The sequence below is a fragment of the Ruegeria meonggei genome, assembly GCF_900172215.1.
Classification (GTDB): Bacteria; Pseudomonadota; Alphaproteobacteria; order Rhodobacterales; family Rhodobacteraceae; genus Ruegeria; species Ruegeria meonggei.
The window spans coordinates 105,624-123,604 of record NZ_FWFP01000012.1; the positions used below are offsets into that span (position 1 = coordinate 105,624).

General features: G+C 55.9%; 18 protein-coding genes. 6 read left to right on the forward strand and 12 right to left on the reverse strand.

What is annotated here, in order from left to right:
* The first annotated feature begins 58 nt into the window (after nt 1–58).
* Both rpsB and tsf read left to right on the forward strand, forming a co-directional pair.
* Nucleotides 59–862: a 30S ribosomal protein S2 gene (rpsB, locus tag RUM8411_RS18225; RefSeq protein ID WP_085824145.1), complete on the forward strand. Its 804-nt coding sequence runs from the start codon at nt 59–61 to the stop codon at nt 860–862.
* Nucleotides 863–938: 76 nt separating this feature from the next.
* Nucleotides 939–1,814, forward strand: coding sequence for a translation elongation factor Ts (tsf, locus tag RUM8411_RS18230; protein WP_085824146.1), 876 nt, complete (start codon nt 939–941; stop codon nt 1,812–1,814).
* 392 nt (nt 1,815–2,206) lie between these two features.
* Here tsf and RUM8411_RS18235 read toward each other — a convergent pair whose 3' ends face one another.
* The 3 genes from RUM8411_RS18235 to RUM8411_RS18245 form a co-directional block, all read right to left on the reverse strand.
* Nucleotides 2,207–2,962, reverse strand: coding sequence for an autoinducer binding domain-containing protein (locus RUM8411_RS18235; protein WP_085824147.1), 756 nt, complete (start codon nt 2,960–2,962; stop codon nt 2,207–2,209).
* Nucleotides 2,959–3,408 carry a type II 3-dehydroquinate dehydratase gene (aroQ, locus tag RUM8411_RS18240; protein ID WP_085824148.1) on the reverse strand — a complete coding sequence of 150 codons (450 nt, stop codon included), beginning with the start codon at nt 3,406–3,408 and terminating at the stop codon, nt 2,959–2,961. Before aroQ ends, RUM8411_RS18235 begins: the two co-directional genes overlap by 4 nt.
* A gap of 127 nt (nt 3,409–3,535) precedes the next feature.
* Complete coding sequence (locus RUM8411_RS18245) at nt 3,536–4,537, reverse strand: NADPH:quinone oxidoreductase family protein (RefSeq protein WP_085824149.1); 1,002 nt, start codon at nt 4,535–4,537, stop codon at nt 3,536–3,538.
* Between the two features lie 132 nt (nt 4,538–4,669).
* Between RUM8411_RS18245 and RUM8411_RS18250 the strand changes: the two genes are divergently transcribed.
* Nucleotides 4,670–5,488 carry an SDR family oxidoreductase gene (locus RUM8411_RS18250; RefSeq protein WP_085824199.1) on the forward strand — a complete coding sequence of 273 codons (819 nt, stop codon included), beginning with the start codon at nt 4,670–4,672 and terminating at the stop codon, nt 5,486–5,488.
* A gap of 11 nt (nt 5,489–5,499) precedes the next feature.
* On the forward strand, nt 5,500–6,522 hold the full coding sequence (locus RUM8411_RS18255) for a phosphotransferase (RefSeq protein ID WP_085824150.1): 1,023 nt from the start codon (nt 5,500–5,502) through the stop codon (nt 6,520–6,522).
* 23 nt (nt 6,523–6,545) lie between these two features.
* On the opposite strand, the gene RUM8411_RS18260 is transcribed toward RUM8411_RS18255, so the two are convergent.
* Entirely contained in the window at nt 6,546–7,151 is a 606-nt protein-coding gene (locus tag RUM8411_RS18260; protein ID WP_085824151.1) for a 2-hydroxychromene-2-carboxylate isomerase, read from the reverse strand.
* A 182-nt stretch (nt 7,152–7,333) separates the two neighbouring features.
* Here RUM8411_RS18260 and RUM8411_RS18265 point away from each other — a divergent pair, with 182 nt between their 5' ends.
* Together RUM8411_RS18265 and RUM8411_RS18270 are read left to right on the forward strand one after the other, a co-directional pair.
* Nucleotides 7,334–8,563, forward strand: coding sequence for a serine hydrolase domain-containing protein (locus RUM8411_RS18265; protein WP_085824152.1), 1,230 nt, complete (start codon nt 7,334–7,336; stop codon nt 8,561–8,563).
* Nucleotides 8,564–8,612: 49 nt separating this feature from the next.
* Nucleotides 8,613–9,473 (forward strand): acyl-CoA thioesterase, encoded by an 861-nt coding sequence (locus tag RUM8411_RS18270; protein WP_085824153.1) that lies wholly within the window; start codon nt 8,613–8,615, stop codon nt 9,471–9,473.
* Between the two features lie 5 nt (nt 9,474–9,478).
* Here the strand turns inward: RUM8411_RS18270 and RUM8411_RS18275 are convergent, their stop codons facing one another.
* The 8 genes from RUM8411_RS18275 to RUM8411_RS18310 all read right to left on the reverse strand — a co-directional run bounded on the left by RUM8411_RS18275 (nt 9,479) and on the right by RUM8411_RS18310 (nt 17,923).
* Nucleotides 9,479–10,246: an SDR family oxidoreductase gene (locus RUM8411_RS18275; RefSeq protein ID WP_085824154.1), complete on the reverse strand. Its 768-nt coding sequence runs from the start codon at nt 10,244–10,246 to the stop codon at nt 9,479–9,481.
* A gap of 120 nt (nt 10,247–10,366) precedes the next feature.
* The gene (locus RUM8411_RS18280; RefSeq protein WP_085824155.1) at nt 10,367–11,596 is read right to left on the reverse strand and encodes an acyl-CoA dehydrogenase; all 1,230 of its coding nucleotides are present in this window, start codon (nt 11,594–11,596) and stop codon (nt 10,367–10,369) included.
* A 128-nt stretch (nt 11,597–11,724) separates the two neighbouring features.
* A complete protein-coding gene (gene phoB, locus RUM8411_RS18285) occupies nt 11,725–12,414 on the reverse strand; it encodes a phosphate regulon transcriptional regulator PhoB (protein ID WP_085824156.1) in 690 nt (229 codons plus the stop codon).
* A gap of 12 nt (nt 12,415–12,426) precedes the next feature.
* Nucleotides 12,427–13,128, reverse strand: coding sequence for a phosphate signaling complex protein PhoU (gene phoU / locus RUM8411_RS18290; RefSeq protein WP_085824157.1), 702 nt, complete (start codon nt 13,126–13,128; stop codon nt 12,427–12,429).
* 16 nt (nt 13,129–13,144) lie between these two features.
* Nucleotides 13,145–13,942, reverse strand: coding sequence for a phosphate ABC transporter ATP-binding protein PstB (gene pstB, locus RUM8411_RS18295; RefSeq protein ID WP_085824200.1), 798 nt, complete (start codon nt 13,940–13,942; stop codon nt 13,145–13,147).
* A 12-nt stretch (nt 13,943–13,954) separates the two neighbouring features.
* Nucleotides 13,955–15,316, reverse strand: a complete 1,362-nt coding sequence (pstA, locus tag RUM8411_RS18300) for a phosphate ABC transporter permease PstA (protein ID WP_085824158.1) — start codon at nt 15,314–15,316, stop codon at nt 13,955–13,957.
* Entirely contained in the window at nt 15,313–16,785 is a 1,473-nt protein-coding gene (gene pstC / locus RUM8411_RS18305) for a phosphate ABC transporter permease subunit PstC (protein WP_085824159.1), read from the reverse strand. Before pstC ends, pstA begins: the two co-directional genes overlap by 4 nt.
* A gap of 82 nt (nt 16,786–16,867) precedes the next feature.
* Nucleotides 16,868–17,923: a substrate-binding domain-containing protein gene (locus tag RUM8411_RS18310; protein ID WP_085824160.1), complete on the reverse strand. Its 1,056-nt coding sequence runs from the start codon at nt 17,921–17,923 to the stop codon at nt 16,868–16,870.
* Between the last annotated feature and the right edge of the window lie 58 nt (nt 17,924–17,981).

Sequence of the window (17,981 nt, forward strand, 5' to 3'; positions counted from 1 at the left end):
TTGGAGCATCCGCTTCTTTCACCCCCGCCGAGGCGTAAACCGGAAAAGGAAATAAAGCATGGCTCTTCCCGAGTTCACCATGCGTCAGCTGCTGGAAGCTGGCGTACATTTTGGTCACCAGACACAGCGTTGGAATCCCCGCATGGGCCCGTTCATCTACGGCTCGCGCAATGGTATCCACATCATGGACCTGACCCAGACCGTTCCGATGCTGGACCAGGCGCTGCAGGCTGTTCGTGACACCGTCGCAAAAGGTGGCCGCGTTCTGTTCGTCGGCACCAAGCGTCAGGCTGCTCAACCAATCGCAGACGCTGCTGAAAAGTCTGCTCAGTACTACATGAACCACCGCTGGCTGGGTGGCACGTTGACCAACTGGAAAACCGTTTCCCAGTCGATCAACCGTCTGAACCAGATCGACGAAGCCATGGAAGCCGGTGCCGAAGGCCTGACCAAGAAAGAGCGTCTGGGCATGGAACGTGACCAGATCAAGCTGCAGGCATCCCTGGGCGGTATCCGCGAAATGGGCGGCGTTCCGGACCTTCTGTTCGTCATTGACGTCAAAAAAGAAGCACTGGCCATTGCCGAAGCCAACAAGCTGGGTATCCCAGTCGTAGCAATCGTCGACACCAACTGCTCACCTGATGGTGTTGATTACATCATTCCCGGCAACGATGACGCAGCGCGCGCCATTTCTCTGTATTGCGATCTTGTTGCGCGTGCCGCTCTGGACGGTATGACCGCTCAGATGGGTGCCGCCGGAGTTGACTTGGGCGCGTTCGAAGAAGCACCGGTTGAAGAAGCCGTTGCAGAAGAGCCTGCCGCTGCAGAAGAAGCCGCGCCGGAAGCCAAGGCCGAAGCGTAAGCTGCCCGTCACGTAAATGACATATGGGGCAGGGTAGACCTGCCCCAATTCCGTTTGAATTGAGGAGAGCCAAGAGATGGCAATCACAGCAGCAATGGTGAAACAACTGCGCGACACAACCGGCGCAGGCATGATGGACGCAAAGAAGGCGCTGACCGAAACCGGCGGCAACATGGACGAAGCCGTCGATTGGCTGCGCACCAAAGGCCTGGCCAAAGCGGCCAAGAAATCGGGACGTACCGCAGCCGAAGGTCTGGTTGCTGTTCACGTCAAAGACGGCACCGGTGTTGCTGTCGAAGTGAACTCGGAAACCGACTTTGTTGGCAAAAACGCCGAGTTTCAGGAAATGGTCGGCAAGATCGCCTATGCCGCAGAAGGCGTCGACAATGTCGAAGCTTTGCTGGCGGCCGATCTGGGCGGCAAATCCGTTGCAGACACGCTGACCGACAAAATCGCCACCATCGGCGAAAACATGTCGGTCCGCCGTATGTCCAAGCTGTCGGGCGACACGGTTGTGTCCTACGTCCATAACGCAGCCACCAACGGCATGGGTAAAATCGGCGTTCTGGTCGCTCTGTCCGGTGGTGACGAAGCGATCGGCAAACAGATTGCGATGCATATCGCAGCTGTGAACCCTGCTGCCCTGTCCGAGGCGGACATGGACCCAGCTGTGGTCGAGAAGGAAAAACAGGTTCAGATGGACATCGCCCGCGAATCCGGCAAGCCGGAGCAGGTAATCGAAAAGATGATCGTTGGCCGCATGAAGAAGTTCGTTGCGGAATCGACATTGCTGAGCCAAGCGTTTGTTGTGAACCCTGACCTGACCGTCGAAGCCGCTGCCAAAGAAGCAGGCACAACCATCACTGGCTTTGTACGTCTGGAAGTTGGCGAAGGCATCGTTGTCGAAAAAGAAGACTTCGCCGCCGAAGTTGCCAAGGCCGCACAAGGCTAATTGGTTTTTCCCGGGCGTCGAAAGGCGGCCGCGTGCATCTAACCAGACCGGTTACGCAGCTGCGTAACCGGTTTTTTTGTGCGTTTCAGTCATAGGGAAACAAAAAGGGACGCCGAAGCGTCCACGTCTATTACACGTTTGGATTGAGGGGCCCCGCAAGATGGGGATGGTCGAGGCCCCCCAAAATTCCGACAAAGGTACGTGGACGAATAGACGCCCCTGTGTCAGAGCAACCGGAGAGCCTTGGAATTGCAAAGATCCGATCAAAACGTTCCCTGGCTAAAGCCACCACTCACGGAACAATATTACTTTGCAATTCGGGTTCAGATTTGGAAAGTCATGATTTCCTTACCCTAGGTAAATTGACGCAGCTTAGCGTCAATTTTGATGACTCAGGCCTCGACGACAAACATCTGGTTTTGCAGCGATGCTTTCAAAACGGCCTGTGCCGTCGTCTCAACCGAAAGCGAATCGCGCGCCAGCCTCAGGTGCTTTTCCACGGTCGCCGCCGTCAGTCCCATCAACAAGGCGATATCCTGCGTGGTCTTGCCATCACCAACCCATTGCAATGCCTCGCGCTGTCGTTTGGTCAGCGCGCGGTTCGGCGCGTTGTAGGGCAGGGTGAGGATCTTCAAATGCGCGACATTGTTCATCAACAGGATATCGTCACCATGTTCCGCCCAGATCTCATCCACCTCTGCCTGTGTCAGCGTGTCACGCGCAGACAGAGAAATCGCGCCTTTCGACCGCATGGATACCGACGTGAAGCTGACCGTGTATCCGGAAATGACCTTCTTGGACTTGTTGAATTCAATAACCGCACGTTCTTTCGGGGTCAGAGTGCCCGCCGACATCTGATCCTGCGTCATCTTCCAGCTTGCCGCACCTTCGTTCTGCAGTGCCCACTTCAACATCGGGGCATGGAAATACAATCCACCCCGGAGAAAACCGTCCAGGTATTCCTGTCCATGGTTCGTCAGAATCACAAAGTCTTCAGGATCACCCAAAGATGTTTCAGTGCGATACTGGGTGTATCCGTAAAGAAGCCGAATGAACCCGTACTTTGCCATTTGCCGGCAATGCGCGTCCCAAAGCTCTTCCAGCGTCTTTGTATAGCTGAGGAAGTGAAGGTATTCGCTCAGCTTCATCCAACCCCTCCCCGTTTCAGATGCGCCGACAGGGCGTCCAGCGCCAGTACATAGCTCTGCGCCCCAAAGCCGCTGATCTGCCCGACGGCGACCTTCGAGATGTAGGATTTGTGGCGGAACGCCTCACGCGCATGGATGTTGGACAGATGCACCTCGATCACCGGAAGTTCGACCGATGCAATCGCGTCCATCAAGGCGATCGACGTATGCGTATAGGCTCCGGCATTCAGAACGATCCCGTCATGCACGCCCTTGGCAGCGTGAATAGCGTCAATCAGGGCACCTTCGTGGTTGGATTGAAGACACGACACATCAAAGCCAAGAGAAGCTCCGTGGCTTTGGCACAAATCTTCAACCATCTTCAACGTGGTGCTACCGTAAACCTCAGGCTGACGCGTCCCCAGAAGGTTAAGGTTCGGACCATTCAAAATCAGAGCTTTTTGCATTATTTCACCGTTCCCATAACAGGTTGATAAACGCGAATTGGTGGGAATGTCTACCGGTCCGCGCACTCATGACGCGAACGTCGCCCAGCAGACACCCCATATGTCGAGTTTTCACTTGGTGATTTGCTCAGACCTCATCCAGCGTGACGACTATTTTTCCAAGCGCTGAGCGGTCGGCCAAATGAACCAACGCCTCAGCCGCGCGGTCCAGTGAGTACCTGGCGCTGATCTGAGGCTTGACCTGACCGCTCGCGTACAACCCAAACAATTCACTTACATTTTCGGCATGCCCCTTGGGATCACGGAAAACCGACGCCCCCCAGAATACACCCACGATCTGACAGCCTTTCAACAACGGCAAGTTCAGCGGAACCTTGGGAATTCCGGCCGGAAATCCGACAACAAGGTAACGACCGTTCCAGGCCATGCTACGCAGCGCGGGTTCAGCATAGTCGCCACCCACCGCGTCATAGACGACGTCCACGCCTTCGCCACCGGCCAATGCCTTGATTTCAGAAGAAAACGCCTTTTGCGCGTCCCTGTCCATGTCACGCGCATATACGATTGTCTCGTCCGCGCCGATCTTACGGCAGAATTCCGCTTTGTCCGGCGAAGACACCGCTGCAATCACGCGTGCGCCCATCGCCTTGCCAAGCTCAATCGCAGCCGATCCAACACCGCCGGCGGCGCCAAGGATAAGCAGGGTTTCCCCCTGTCGAATGGCAGCGCGATCCTTCAGTGCATGGTAGGAAGTGCCGTAGGTAAAGATGAAACAGGCGGCTTCCTCGAACGGTATCGTTTCAGGAAACTTCACTGCCATCTTGGCCTTGAGCGTCAGATGCGTGGCAAAGCCCCCATGACCGGTCAGCGCAAGAACACGGTCGCCCACCTCAAACCCGCTCACACCGTCACCAACCGCCTGAACCACGCCCGCGATCTCGCCCCCCGGTGCAAAAGGTCGCGGCGGTTTGATCTGGTACAGATCCCGGATCATCAGCGTATCGGGGAAATTAACACCGGCCGCCTTAACCGCAACCAGCAATTCACCCTTGCCTGGCACAGGATCGGGCAGGGTGGTCAATTCCAGAGTTTCCGGTCCACCCGGAGCGACGCTGAGTAAAGCTTGCATATCTGGCCTGATGTCCTTGTTATTTGTTCAGAAGGACCTTTGGCGCGGCAGCGGGTGTTGTCAAGAATTCAGGGTGATGCAAATCTGATCACCATCACCCAAGCGCCCATAATCAATATTGAGGAGCAGACCATGACCCCCGAAACGCTTTTTTCATTGCAGGGCAAGACCGCTCTTGTAACCGGTGGCGCCACGGGAATTGGGCGCATGGCCGCCGAGGCACTTGTGCGCGCCGGCGCGCGGGTCCTTATTGCTTCGCGCAAAGCAGAGGCATGCGAGGCCGTTGCAGATGAGTTGAACGAATTGGACGCCCCCGGCAGCGCTGAAGGGTTCGGCGGGGATGTCGGCACGAAAGAGGGGATCGATGCTCTGGTGTCGGAAGTTATAGGCCGAACGCAACGCCTTGATATTCTGATGAATAACGCGGGTGTATCCTGGGGTGCACCAATGGGGCAATTCCCTTATGACGCGTGGGATAAGGTCATGTCCGTCAACGTTGCGGGTATTTTCGACCTGTCCCAAAAACTGCTGCCGATGTTGATGAAATCAGGCACACCCGATGATCCAGCCCGCGTGGTCAATGTTGGCTCGGTCATGGGGGAGGTTCCGATGGGTGATGGCGCCTATAGCTACTCCGCTTCTAAAGCAGCCGTTCTGCATCTGACCAAGATCATGGCAAAAGAACTGGCGCCCTATCACGTCACCGTAAACGCACTGGCCCCCGGGCCGTTTGTGTCGCGCATGACCGCGTTTGCGACCGCTGACGAAGGCACCCGTGACAAAGTGGGCAAGTCGGTGCCCCTGGGCCGCGTCGGACGTGACGAGGACATCGCCGGATGTATGCTGTTCCTTTGCGGCCAGGGCGGCAGTTACATCACCGGGGCCGTGATCCCCGTATCCGGCGGCATCAACGTGGTGACGGCCGGTAACATTTTTGCCGAAGCGCTTTAGGGGCCTGAGGGATGACCGATAACACCGCACTGGATCTGCCCGCCATCGACGCCTATCTCAGCGCGCATCTCGACGGTTACAATGGCCCACTCAAAGCGACAAAGTTCGACGTCGGCCAATCTAACCCGACCTTTGAGCTGCGCACACCAGCCAAGAAATATGTATTGCGCCGAAAGCCACCAGGCGTTCTCTTGAAATCCGCCCACGCAGTAGACCGTGAATACCGCGTGCAAACAGCCCTCGCGGGCACCAAGGTTCCAGTCCCCGAGATGTATCTTTTATGCGAGGATAGCACCGTAATAGGCTCTGATTTCTACATCATGGAACGCCTTGATGGGCGCACTTTTCTTGAGCCCACGATGGAAAGTCAAAGCGTTGAAACGCGCAAAGCTATACTGGACGAAATGAACCGGGTTCTGGCCGAGTTGCATATGGTTGACGTCGACGCAGTCGGACTTTCGGATTACGGCCCGCCCGGCAATTACTTTGAGCGTCAAATCGGGCGCTGGACCAAACAGTACCGTGCCTCGGAAACAACTCAGATACCGGATATGGACACGCTGATCACGACGCTTGAACAGTCGGTGCCTGCGGATGACGGGCAGCGCACGCTTGTGCACGGTGACTATCGCATCGACAATCTGATGTTCGCAAAAGACGGAACCAACTGCCTAGGCGTTCTGGACTGGGAGCTTTCGACAATCGGTCACCCCTATGCAGATTTGGCAGCCGTCATTATGCAATGGCAGATGCCGCCCGGCAAAGAAGGGCGCGGCCTGGCCGGAATTGACCGAGCAAATCTGGGCCTGCCGTCAGACCAAGCCTTTATCGAGCAGTATTGCCAGCGAAGGGGACTGCCGGGGATCGACAAATTCGGCTTCTACCTTGCCTTTAATTTCTTTCGCATGGCGGGGATTCTGCAAGGAGTCTATAAACGCGCGCTGGATGGCAACGCGTCAGACCCAAAACGAGCACAAGTTTTTGGGGCTTATGTCCCTATGTTCGCGCGGCACGGTCTGGCCGCACTGAAATGAGAAAACGAATATAGAGCAAGCGATCACGCCAAACCTTTCAACTCGAGGTTAAGGTTCCCAAGGCTGTTTTTGCCAAAGAACATCTCGTTTTGGACGAACATGGTAGGCACACCGAAAACGCCTTTTTTGACCGCAGCTTTCGTTTGATCCTTGAGCTGCTGTTTGATGTCCACATTGGTCATGGCCTCGCGCATCTTGCGTACGGGTAGGTCGTTTTCACGCAGGATTTCGGACAATACGCTCAGATCATCCACTTTTTGACCATGCACCCATATCGCATCAAATATGGCGTCTATATATCTGGCTTCCCAAGGTTTTCCAGATGCAAAGACAGCACCTCGCATTGCAAACTTGGTATCCACGGGAAAGTGAGGGCTCATATGAAAACTCACTTTTCGCGCACGCGCAAACCTGTGCAGATCATGAGTGAGATAGGCGGTCTTCTGGCGGTTCTCGGAAAACGCCTGAAACGGGCTTTGGTTGTTCGTCACTTTGAAAATCGTCGCCAACAATGCTGGAACATAGTGCACATATGCGCCGTGCTTTTTGGCAAGGGCTGGTAGTGCCTTGTAGGCAAGATAGGCGTTAGGGCTACAGAAATCATACACAAAATCTATTTGTTGCGCCATGTTTCTCCTCCGACGTGTGATCAAGGAAACCGCACGAACTCGTATTCACCGATTCTGTTCCCAACCTAGTGTATCAGGATGGCGGAGGAATTCGCTGAGTTTGTAGAGGCGTTGCGCGGATTTCCCTGTCAATTCAGCGGATAAGCCCGCAAAATCGTGATAATTAGCAAAGGGTCAAATCTATGGGCAGTCAATCAGCGTTCGACACAGGGCGGTTAACCCGCACTTGCAGCTGGATGCAGCGCTATGTCGACCAAAGGAAATACGCGGGCAGTTCGCTTTTGGTGAAACATAACGGGTCCGAGGTTTTCTACTACGCCTGCGGTCACCGCAGCGTGGAACAGGACCTGCCATTCGAACGCGATACCATCGTGCGCATCTACTCGATGACCAAACCGGTCACAACGGTCGCGTTGATGATGTTGGTGGAACAGGGCCTGGTACATCTGGACGCCAGACTTTCGGACATCCTGCCCGAATTCAGCCGCATGCAAGCGCTGATCAGCGGCGCAGAACGGTTGGATCAGACAGAGGATGCGCCGTCGCCAACCCTACATCAGTTGCTGACGCATACCAGCGGTTTCAGCTATCCGTTCAATCCGGGTCTCCTGCCTGAGGCGATGGATGAGGTTGACCTTCTTTTCAAGCCAAACCAAGGTGTTTTAGCTGATCGTGTAAGTGATTTGGCCAACCTTCCACTGGCCTTTCAACCCGGCACCCGCTGGGAATATTCGGTCGGCATCGACGTGATCGGCAGAGTTGTCGAGGTAATCTCGGGCCAACCTCTCGACCAGTTTTTTACGCAGAAAATCCTTGATCCACTTGGGATGCATGACACCGGCTTTTCAATCCCGTCGGGGGCAAGGGACCGGTTTGCCTCGCTTTATACGCCTTTGGCTGGGGACATGATGGAATTGAACGCCGCTGAAACCGGCGACGACACATTGCGGCTTGTAGATGAAGCGGGCAGCTCTCCGTTTGAAAACACCACCACTTTTTCCGCGGGCGGTGGGCTGGTCAGCACACTCGATGACTACTCGCGTTTCGCTGAAATGCTGCGCAATCATGGGGTGGGAAATGGTCATAGGTTATTAGGATCGCAGACCATAGAGTTCATGTTATGTAACCACTTACCGGGCGACATTGCATCATTGGGGCCGCAGAGTTTTGCCGAACAACCGATGAATGGCACAGGTTTTGGTCTGGGGGGTGCTGTCGTGATTGACCCGGGTCGGGCAGGGGTTCCGGGCTCGGTTGGCGATTTCAGCTGGGGCGGCATGGCGTCGACCTTTTTCTGGATCGATCGCGTCAACGACCTGAGCGTTGTCTTCCTAACCCAGCTGTCACCCTCCAGCTCTTATCCATCCCGGGCCGAGCTCAAGGCGCTTGTCATTGGGGCAATGATTGAATGACGCCCTAAGCGCTGATATCCCACACAGACACCCAACCGGAGAACCGATCATGACCGAAGCAGAACGCGTCCTTCTGGACCTTTTGGACATCGAACGGCTTGAGGTAGATCTGTTCCGGGGCACCGGGTCAGGCGGTGAAACGCCAATGCGAATTTTTGGTGGGCAGGTCATCGCGCAAGCCCTGGCAGCGGCGTATCGAACGGTGGATGACCGCCTGTGCCATTCGCTGCACGCCTATTTCATTCGCCCAGGTGATCCTACTATTCCTGTTATATATCAGGTTGATAGGGCACGGGATGGAGGTTCTTTTACCACCCGCCGCGTGGTCGCCATTCAGCACGGCAAACAGATCCTTAACATGTCAGCATCATTCCACATTCAGGACGAAGGTTGGGACCATCACCACCAAATGCCTCGGATGGAGGCTCCGGAAACTTATCCGTCCCGGGCGGATTTACGTATGCAATACGTGGATCAGGTGCCGGAAAAGCTGCGCGGAGAGCTTTTACGTGACCGTCCAATCGAAGTGCGCGAAGCAAGCCACCTAAATCCTTTCAACCCCGAGAAATCGGATGATCGAAACCAGGTCTGGTTTCGCATGAATGCCGCCACCAACGCGGATCAGGTAACTCAACACCTGTTATTGGCCTATGCCTCTGATATGTATCTCATGAGCTCTGGCATGCGGCCGCATGGGCTCAGCTGGTTCACTGGCGAAGTCAACGGGGCCAGCCTGGATCACGCGTTGTGGTTCCATGCGCCGGTACATTTTGAGAACTGGCATCTTTACTCGATGGATTCACCATGGGGTGGGCGAGGGCGCAGCTTTAACCGGGGCTCAATTTATGCGCAGGACGGAACGTTGATTGCTTCGGTCGCACAGGAAGGGTTGATGCGCAAAGCGCAATAACAGCTTTAACTGCCTTCAACAAACTGTTGATTTAACTTGCGCATTCCGCCAAGCCAACGCTCATAATTTGCGGATTTGTGGCGCATATAGTCCAAAACCTGCGGATGCGGCAAAATAAGAAACTGTTCCGTTTCAATGGCTTCAACACAGGCCTGTGCCACGTGTTCAGGTTCAAGCATGCCGTCTATGGACGCAACCGAGACCTCGTGGCCGCGCGTCATTTCTGACCGAACGGCCTGCGGGCACAAAACGGACACACGCAGGCCTTTATGGCCATAAGTAAGTGAAAGCCATTCTGCAAAACCAACAGCCGCGTGTTTTGTAACCCCATAAGGCGCGGCGCCGGGTTGGTTCAACAAACCAGCCGCCGATGCGGTTGTCATGATGTAACCGCCGCCACGTTCCAACATCCGCGGCGCCAGATGACGCGCTGTCCAGACATGGGACATGACGTTGATCTTCCAAATGCGATCCCAGTCTTCGTCCGGAACCTCCAGACCACCAAGCGTCAAAATCCCGGCATTGGCGCAGAACAGATCGATTGGTCCGATGTCATCCTCGACAGTATCAATCAGATCTTTGACATTGGCTTCGTCCGAGACGTCACAGCGCAGAGCATGTCCACCTATGGCCGCAGCAACGCGATGCGCGCCGTCTTCGTCGATATCCGCGCAGACGACGATCGCACCTTCGTTGGAAAACCGTTCGGCCAGTCCTTTGCCGATACCACCAGCTGCGCCAGTAATTACGACCGTTTTACCGTTCAGGTTCATCAGAAACTCCGTGCCATTCGTTCAGGACCTGATCGTAAGGCATTGGCAGCATTTGGGAAGTGGCAAACCTTGCATGGTATTTATTTACCATAATACCAATTACACGATTATTTTTACACCTCAATAGAAGGCTTGCAACCCGGTTTGCGCCCGCCCCAGGATCAGCGCATGTACGTCGTGCGTACCCTCATAAGTATTCACGGTCTCAAGATTAACCATGTGCCGAATGACATGGAATTCAAGTGAGATTCCATTTCCGCCATGCATGTCACGCGCCATGCGCGCAATCTCCAGCGCTTTGCCGCAATTGTTGCGCTTGATGACCGAAATCATCTCTGGCGCGGCTTCGGCCTGATCCATCAAGCGTCCGACTCGCAAACTGGCTTGAAGACCCAAGGCGATTTCCGTTTGCATGTCTGCCAGCTTGCGTTGAAACAACTGCGTTTGTGCCAGAGGTTTGTCGAACTGTTTGCGATCCAAACCGTATTGACGTGCACCGTGCCAACAACTTTCGGCCGCACCCATCACGCCCCAACTGATGCCATAGCGCGCGCGGTTCAGACACCCGAACGGACCTTTCAGCCCATGGACATGCGGCAGCAACGCGCTGTCGTCGACTTCGACGCCTTCCAGTACAATCTCGCCTGTGATCGACGCACGCAGGCTCATCTTGTTTTGAATCTTTGGTGCGCTCAGGCCTTTGACGCCTTTTTCCAGAACAAAGCCGCGAATTTTGCCATCATGCGCATCCGATTTGGCCCAGACAACAAACACGTCGGCAATTGGTGAATTTGAGATCCACATCTTACTGCCGGTCAGCCGATATCCACCGTCGATCTTTTCGGCCCGGGTTTTCATCCCAGCGGGGTCAGAGCCCGCATCCGCCTCTGTTAGGCCGAAACATCCGATCCACTCACCGCTGGCCAGTTTCGGCAGGTATTTCCGTCGCTGTTCTTCGCTGCCATAAGCAAAGATCGGATACATCACCAACGAGCTTTGAACGGACATCATCGAGCGGTAACCGGAATCCACACGCTCAACTTCGCGCGCGACCAGGCCGTAGGACACGTACCCTGCCCCCAGCCCGCCGTATTCTTCGGGGATCGTGGTGCCCAGCAGGCCCATTTCGCCCATTTCGCGGAAAATATCCGGGTCGGTCTCTTCGTTTTGGAATGCGTCTGTCACCCGTGGCTGCAGCTTTTCCTGAGCGTAAGCGTTGGCGCTTGCGGCGATCATGCGTTCGTCCTCGCTCAGCTGATCTGACAGGCGAAACGGGTCATCCCATGCGAACGCGCCCATGTCTGGTGCGTCTTTGGCACGCAATGTCGGCTTGGTGTCAGGGGCGTTCATAATGCTTCTCCGGGCTGTCTGCTTCGCCGCAAACTAACCCGACGCAACGGTAAAAAACAGTAAGAGTTTTGCATCCTACCATGAGCAAAACTCATAGCCTTATGCCCACACCCCTGCCCCGATGTGGTTCAGCCCAATGCGTAGCCAGCACCGCGTACTGTGCGCACAGGATCTTCGCCGCCATGTTGCGTCAATGCCTTGCGCAAACGACCGATGTGGACGTCCACGGTACGGGTATCGACATAGATGTCGCGCCCCCACACCCTGTCCAGCAATTGCTCTCGGCTCCAGACGCGGCCCGGTTTTTCCATAAATGTGCTCAGCAGGCGAAACTCGGTTGGCCCAAGCTTGAGAGGTTTGCTGTCGCGGCTGACCTTATGGGTTTCGGAATCCAAGATGATATCGTCAAATTCCAAGCGAATCCCGACGGTTGCAGGACGGACCCTGCGCAGCTGTGTGCGCACCCGAGCCATCAACTCGACCACTGAATACGGTTTGACCACATAGTCATCCGCACCGGTTTCCAGCCCCCGAACCTTGTCGACCTCTTCCGAGCGGGCGGATAGCATGATGATGGGAATAGACCGCGTATCAGGGCGGGTTTTCAAACGGCGGCAGACCTCGATGCCACTGAGATTCGGCATCATCCAGTCCAGTACGATGATGTCCGGGCTTTCCTCATCTACCAACAGAATGGCTTCATCGCCGCTGGCCGCTTTGGACACCCGAAATCCTTCCGCTTCGAGGTTGTAGGCCAGCACTTCCCGCTGGGCCAGTTCATCCTCGACAACCAGAACGGTTGGCTGATCAGCAGACATGTCCCTCGTCTCCTATGCCGATTGCGACGTGATGTCGGCCTTTGGGCGCGCCTCGGTCGGTCGCTCACCGGTCACCAAATACACCACCTGTTCGGCAATCGCGGTCACGTGATCACCCATGCGTTCGATATTCTTGGCGATGAAATGCAGGTGCATACACGAGGAAATGTTGCGCGGGTCCTCGGCCATGAAGGTCAGGAATTCGCGAAACAGCCCATTATACATCTGGTCCACTTCTTCGTCGCGTTCGATCACATCAGCAGCCAGTTCAGCATCGCGCTGAATATAGGCATCCAGCGCATCGCGCAGCATCCGCTCAACTTCGCGCGCCATACGACGCAGAGCAGCAGCACTGCCGTTGATCTCGCCGGCGTTGACCAGAACCGTGGTGCGCTTGGCGATGTTCTTGGAATAATCGCCAATGCGTTCAAGGTTGGCCGAGACCTTCAGCACGGACAGCACCAGACGTAGATCGCTGGCCGTTGGCGCGCGCAGGGCAATCAGGCGGGCCGTTTCCTCGTTGATCAGCTCTTCGAGCGCGTCGATGGCTTTGTCACCCTGACGCACTTCTTGCGCCAGTTCCTCGTCCCGCGTTTCAAGCGACCGGGCCGAGCTTATGATGGCGGCTTCAACCAGCCCGCCCATCTTCATGATATGGGCCTGGATCGCCTCGAGATCCCTGTCGAACGCAGATGCAATATGTTGTTCGGTCATCAGAATATACCTGTGCTCAGCCGATACGGCCAGTGATGTAACTTTCGGTGCGGGGATCTTCGGGGTTGGTAAAGATCTGCCCGGTCTCACCGTATTCAACGAGATTACCCAGATGGAAAAACGCCGTTTTCTGGCTGACCCGCGCGGCCTGTTGCATCGAGTGGGTCACAATCACGACCGAATAGCGCGAGCGCAGGTCGTCGATCAGTTCCTCGACCTGAGCGGTCGCAATCGGGTCCAGAGCCGAGCACGGTTCGTCCATCAGCAGAACCTCGGGCTCGGTCGCCACTGCGCGGGCAATACACAGACGCTGTTGCTGACCGCCCGACAGGCCGGTGCCCGGTGCGTCCAGGCGGTCTTTGACCTCATCCCAGATCGCACCACGGCGCAGGGATTTTTCGACGATCTCATCCAGTTCCGCCTTGTTCCGGGCAAGGCCATGGATGCGCGGGCCGTATGCGACGTTGTCATAAATCGACTTGGGGAACGGGTTGGGTTTCTGGAACACCATGCCGACCTTGGCGCGCAGTTGAACAGGGTCAACGCGTTTGTCATAGATATCTTCACCATCGAGCAGGATATCGCCCTGTACCCGGCAGATGTCGATCGTGTCGTTCATCCGGTTCAGACACCGCAGGAATGTCGACTTACCACAACCTGACGGGCCGATAAACGCGGTCACGGTCTTGTCTTCGATTTCAACATCCACGTCCTTGATGGCGTGGGTATCGCCGTAATGGACCTGAACCTTGTTCGCGGCGATCTTGATTGCTTTGGAGTCCACGGTTCTCTCCACTCGTGTCATGTCATTCATAATAGCACCCATCTACCAGCGGCGTTCAAAGCGGCGGCGCAGGATGACCGCAATGGTGTTCATTGTGACGAGGAAGATCAACAGGATGATGATGCCCCCCCATGCGCGTTCGTAAAAGGCCGGATCGGCGCGCTTGGACCATTCATAGATCTGCGCAGGCATCGCTGAGTTTGGCGACAAGAAACCTGCAACTACGCCGTCTGGAGCGTTCGAGGCGATAAAACCTACCATCCCGATCAGCAGCAGCGGCGCAGTTTCTCCAAGTGCCTGCGCCAGGCCAATGATCGTACCGGTCAGAATACCGGGCGCGGCCAGCGGCAGAACATGGTGGAACACCGCCTGCATTTTCGAGGCCCCGACCCCAAGCGCCGCATCGCGGATCGACGGCGGCACGGCCTTTAGCGAGGCCCGGGTCGAGATGATGATTGTCGGCAGTGTCATCAGCGTCAGCACCAGCCCCCCCACCAGCGGAGCTGACGTCGGCAGATGCATATAGTTGATAAACACGGCCAGACCAAGGATACCAAACACGATGGACGGCACCGCAGCCAGGTTCGAGATGTTCACCTCGATGATGTCAGTCAGCCGGTTCTGCGGCGCGAACTCTTCAAGATAGATCGAAGCCGCAACGCCAATCGGCAGCGCCAACGCCAGCACCACAAACATCATGAACAACGAGCCCAGCATCGCCACACCAATCCCCGCAGCCTCGGGCCGTTGATCCGAGGCATCAGTGCCAAAGATAAAGTCCGGATTGAAGGCCTTGTATAGCACTCCGGCGTTCCGCAATTGGTCAACGAAGTCCAGTTGTTCGACCGAAATTCCCTTGTCGTTTGCAATCGACTCGCGGCTGACACGACCTTTCATGTAGCCATCGACGCGGCTGTTGACCAAGAACCTAAAGCTGACGGTTTCGCCGATCTTGCCGGGGTTGGCGATGACAAAGTTCCGCAGCTCAGCCTGTGCCGCCTTGGACAGGATCTTGCCCATCTCCTTAGGGGTCAGTCCAGACTGAATGCCCAGCTTTTCTACTTCGCTTTCCAATGCCGAGGCGATCAGAGGCGCATAGCCAAAGGTTGAAACCTTTTTGATATCCTCGATATTGCGGTTGCCCTTCTTGTCCAACTTGTCGGCTTTCAGCTCGACATTCAGATCAAGAAAACTCTGTTGGAACGCGCCTGTTCCGGCGGTTACGATATTGGTCACAAGCACGACCAGCATCAGCAGGCCGATACCGATGGCGACAATCCCGTAGAACTTGAACCGGGTCTCGGCTGCGTTGCGCTTTTTGGTTCGCGCGTCCATTTTGAACAGAGATTCGCTCTTGGGCTTGGCAGTCGGAGTGGCTTCGGACGATTGGGAAAAATCGGTCATTCGTACTGCTCCCGGTATTTGCGTACGATGTAGAGGGCAAAGATATTCAGCCCCAGCGTGATGATGAACAGGGTCAGACCCAGCGCAAAGGCCACCAATGTCTCGGGGCTGGCGAAATCCGTGTCACCGGTCAGCTGACTGACGATACGGGTGGTGATTGTTGTCATTGCCTCGAACGGGTTGCCCGAGAATTTGGCGATTGCGCCCGCGGCCATCACCACGATCATCGTCTCACCAATTGCGCGGCTTGCGGCCAGAAGGATGGCACCGACGATCCCTGGCAATGCAGCGGGCAGAATGACACTGCGCACGGTTTCGGAATGAGTCGCACCCAATCCAAGCGAGCCGTCACGCATCGATTGCGGAACTGCGTTGATAATGTCGTCCGACAGCGAGGATACAAACGGGATCAGCATGATGCCCATGACCAAACCGGCAGTCAGAACCGCATTGGAGCTGGCCATCCAACCGACACCCAGCATCCCACCGTCCCCGAACATGGACACCAGCGCAGGACCCACTGTCAGCAAGGCAAACAGACCGTAAACGATTGTCGGAATACCCGCCAGGATCTCAAGCAATGGCTTGGCAACCGAACGGGTCGCGCCAGACGCGTATTCCGACAAATAAATCGCCGCGAACAGTCCGATGGGGACTGCGACCAACAGGGCGATCAATGAAATATAGAGAGTGCCCCACAACAATGGAAGGATTGACAGTTCACTTCCGCCGCGAAAATTCGGAGCCCAGGTGCCGCCAAAAAAGAAATCCTTCCAGGAATGCAACTGGAAGAAGTTCATCGTCTCGAACACCATCGACAGAACAATTCCCACCGTGGTCAGGATGGCAATGGAAGCGGCCAGCAGCAAAAGAGCCAGAACCCCCTGCTCGACCACGTTACGGGCCCGAAATTCTTTGTGCGTTCGGATATAGGCAAATGCCGCCCCCAACAGCGCAAGGGACAGAACAACCACTTGCATGGCGACTGATCCGGTCGTGGTCATGCTTCGGTATTTCTGCGCCGCAACCAGAATGGGCTGAGTGATGTCCTGGGTCAGTACCTGACCGGCATCTTTCAGCGTCTGCGTCAGTTCTTCGATATCGGCATCCGCGTTTGAGGCCTGAGCCTGTGAAATGGCTCCGGCGGCCACGGCACCATCCAAACCATCCGAAACGCGGCGTACTTCGCTCATGGCCAGACCGCGGTCTGCCCCCTCAGGCAGGGCCTGATCGGGGATCAGACCCGATACGGTGCTGTTCACGATCATCGGTTGCACCAGCAGCCAGATCATAAGCAGACCCAACGCAGGAACCAAAGCGGTCAGGGCAACGTTGTAGCCATAGTAAGAGGGAAGAGAATGCAATTCGCGGACATTGCCGCCGGCACTTGAAAGTGCGCGGGATCGGCCCGTGAAATATCCAATCACTGCCAGCGCAAGCAGGATAAGCAACAACCAGGAAATCGCCATGAGAGCTCCGTGGGGATGGCAGTACGAGAGTCAAAAAGAACCGGGGCGCGCAGTAACCGCCCCGGTTCTGTTCGTATGGTTATTAAGAACCGCCGCCTAGGACGGTCTCGTTTGCAACGGCTTCCTGAACTTTTACCAGCTCAGGGTCCGAGACCAGGCCGTATTCGGCCAACGGGCCGTCGGGGCCAGCAATCTCGTCCGCAACGAAGAATTCGGCGTATTCTTTCAGGCCGGGGATCACGCCGATATGCGCCTTCTTGACGTAGAAGAACAGCGGGCGCGAGACCGGGTATTCGCCAGTTGCGATCGACTCGGTCGAAGGAACGATACCCGACATGGTCGCAACCTGCAGTTTGTCGGTGTTGTTCTCGTAGAACGCCAGACCAAAGACACCAATGCCGTCTTTGTTGCTGTCGATACGGGCCAATGTCTCGGTATAGTCGCCGTCAATGTCGACCGATACGCCATCGGTCCGCAGCGCGATACAGGCTTTCTCGGCAGCTTTTTTCTTGGCTTTGTCGTTGTCGCCTTCGGCAGCGGCCAGGTAAGCATCGAAGTCACCCAGGTGCTCACAGCCTGCAAGGATCACCTTGTCTTCGAACACTTCGCGGGTGCCGTGCTTGGTGCCAGGGATGAAGGCAGCGATCGGCTGCGCCGGGAACGCAGGGTTCACGTCGGCCCAGGTTTTGTTCGGGTTGTCGACCAGCTGGCCGTCAACAACAATCTGAGCGGACAGAGCGTTATACCAATCTTCGGGCGTGAACTCGAACGAGTTGCCGTTGATGTCGGATGCGAAAACGATGCCGTCATAACCGATCTGAACTTCGATGATGTCGGTCACACCCGCATCGGCACAAGCTTTGATTTCTTTTTCACGGATCTGACGCGACGCGTTCGCAACGTCGATTGTATTTTCGCCAACACCTTCACAGAAACGCTTGAGGCCAGCAGAAGACCCACCCGATTCTACAACCGGTGTCGGGAAGTCAAAGTTTTCACCGAAGGCTTCTGCAACGATCGAAGCGTAAGGCAGAACGGTTGACGAACCTGCAACCTGTACTTGGTCACGCGCAGTGGCGGTGGTGGCCGATACGGCCGCGATGGCCAGGGCCGAAGCCGACAGTTTTACAAAGGACATTTCAGTCTCCTTGAGAATTATAGGTAGTGATCATCCCCATGATGATCTTGCGCACACC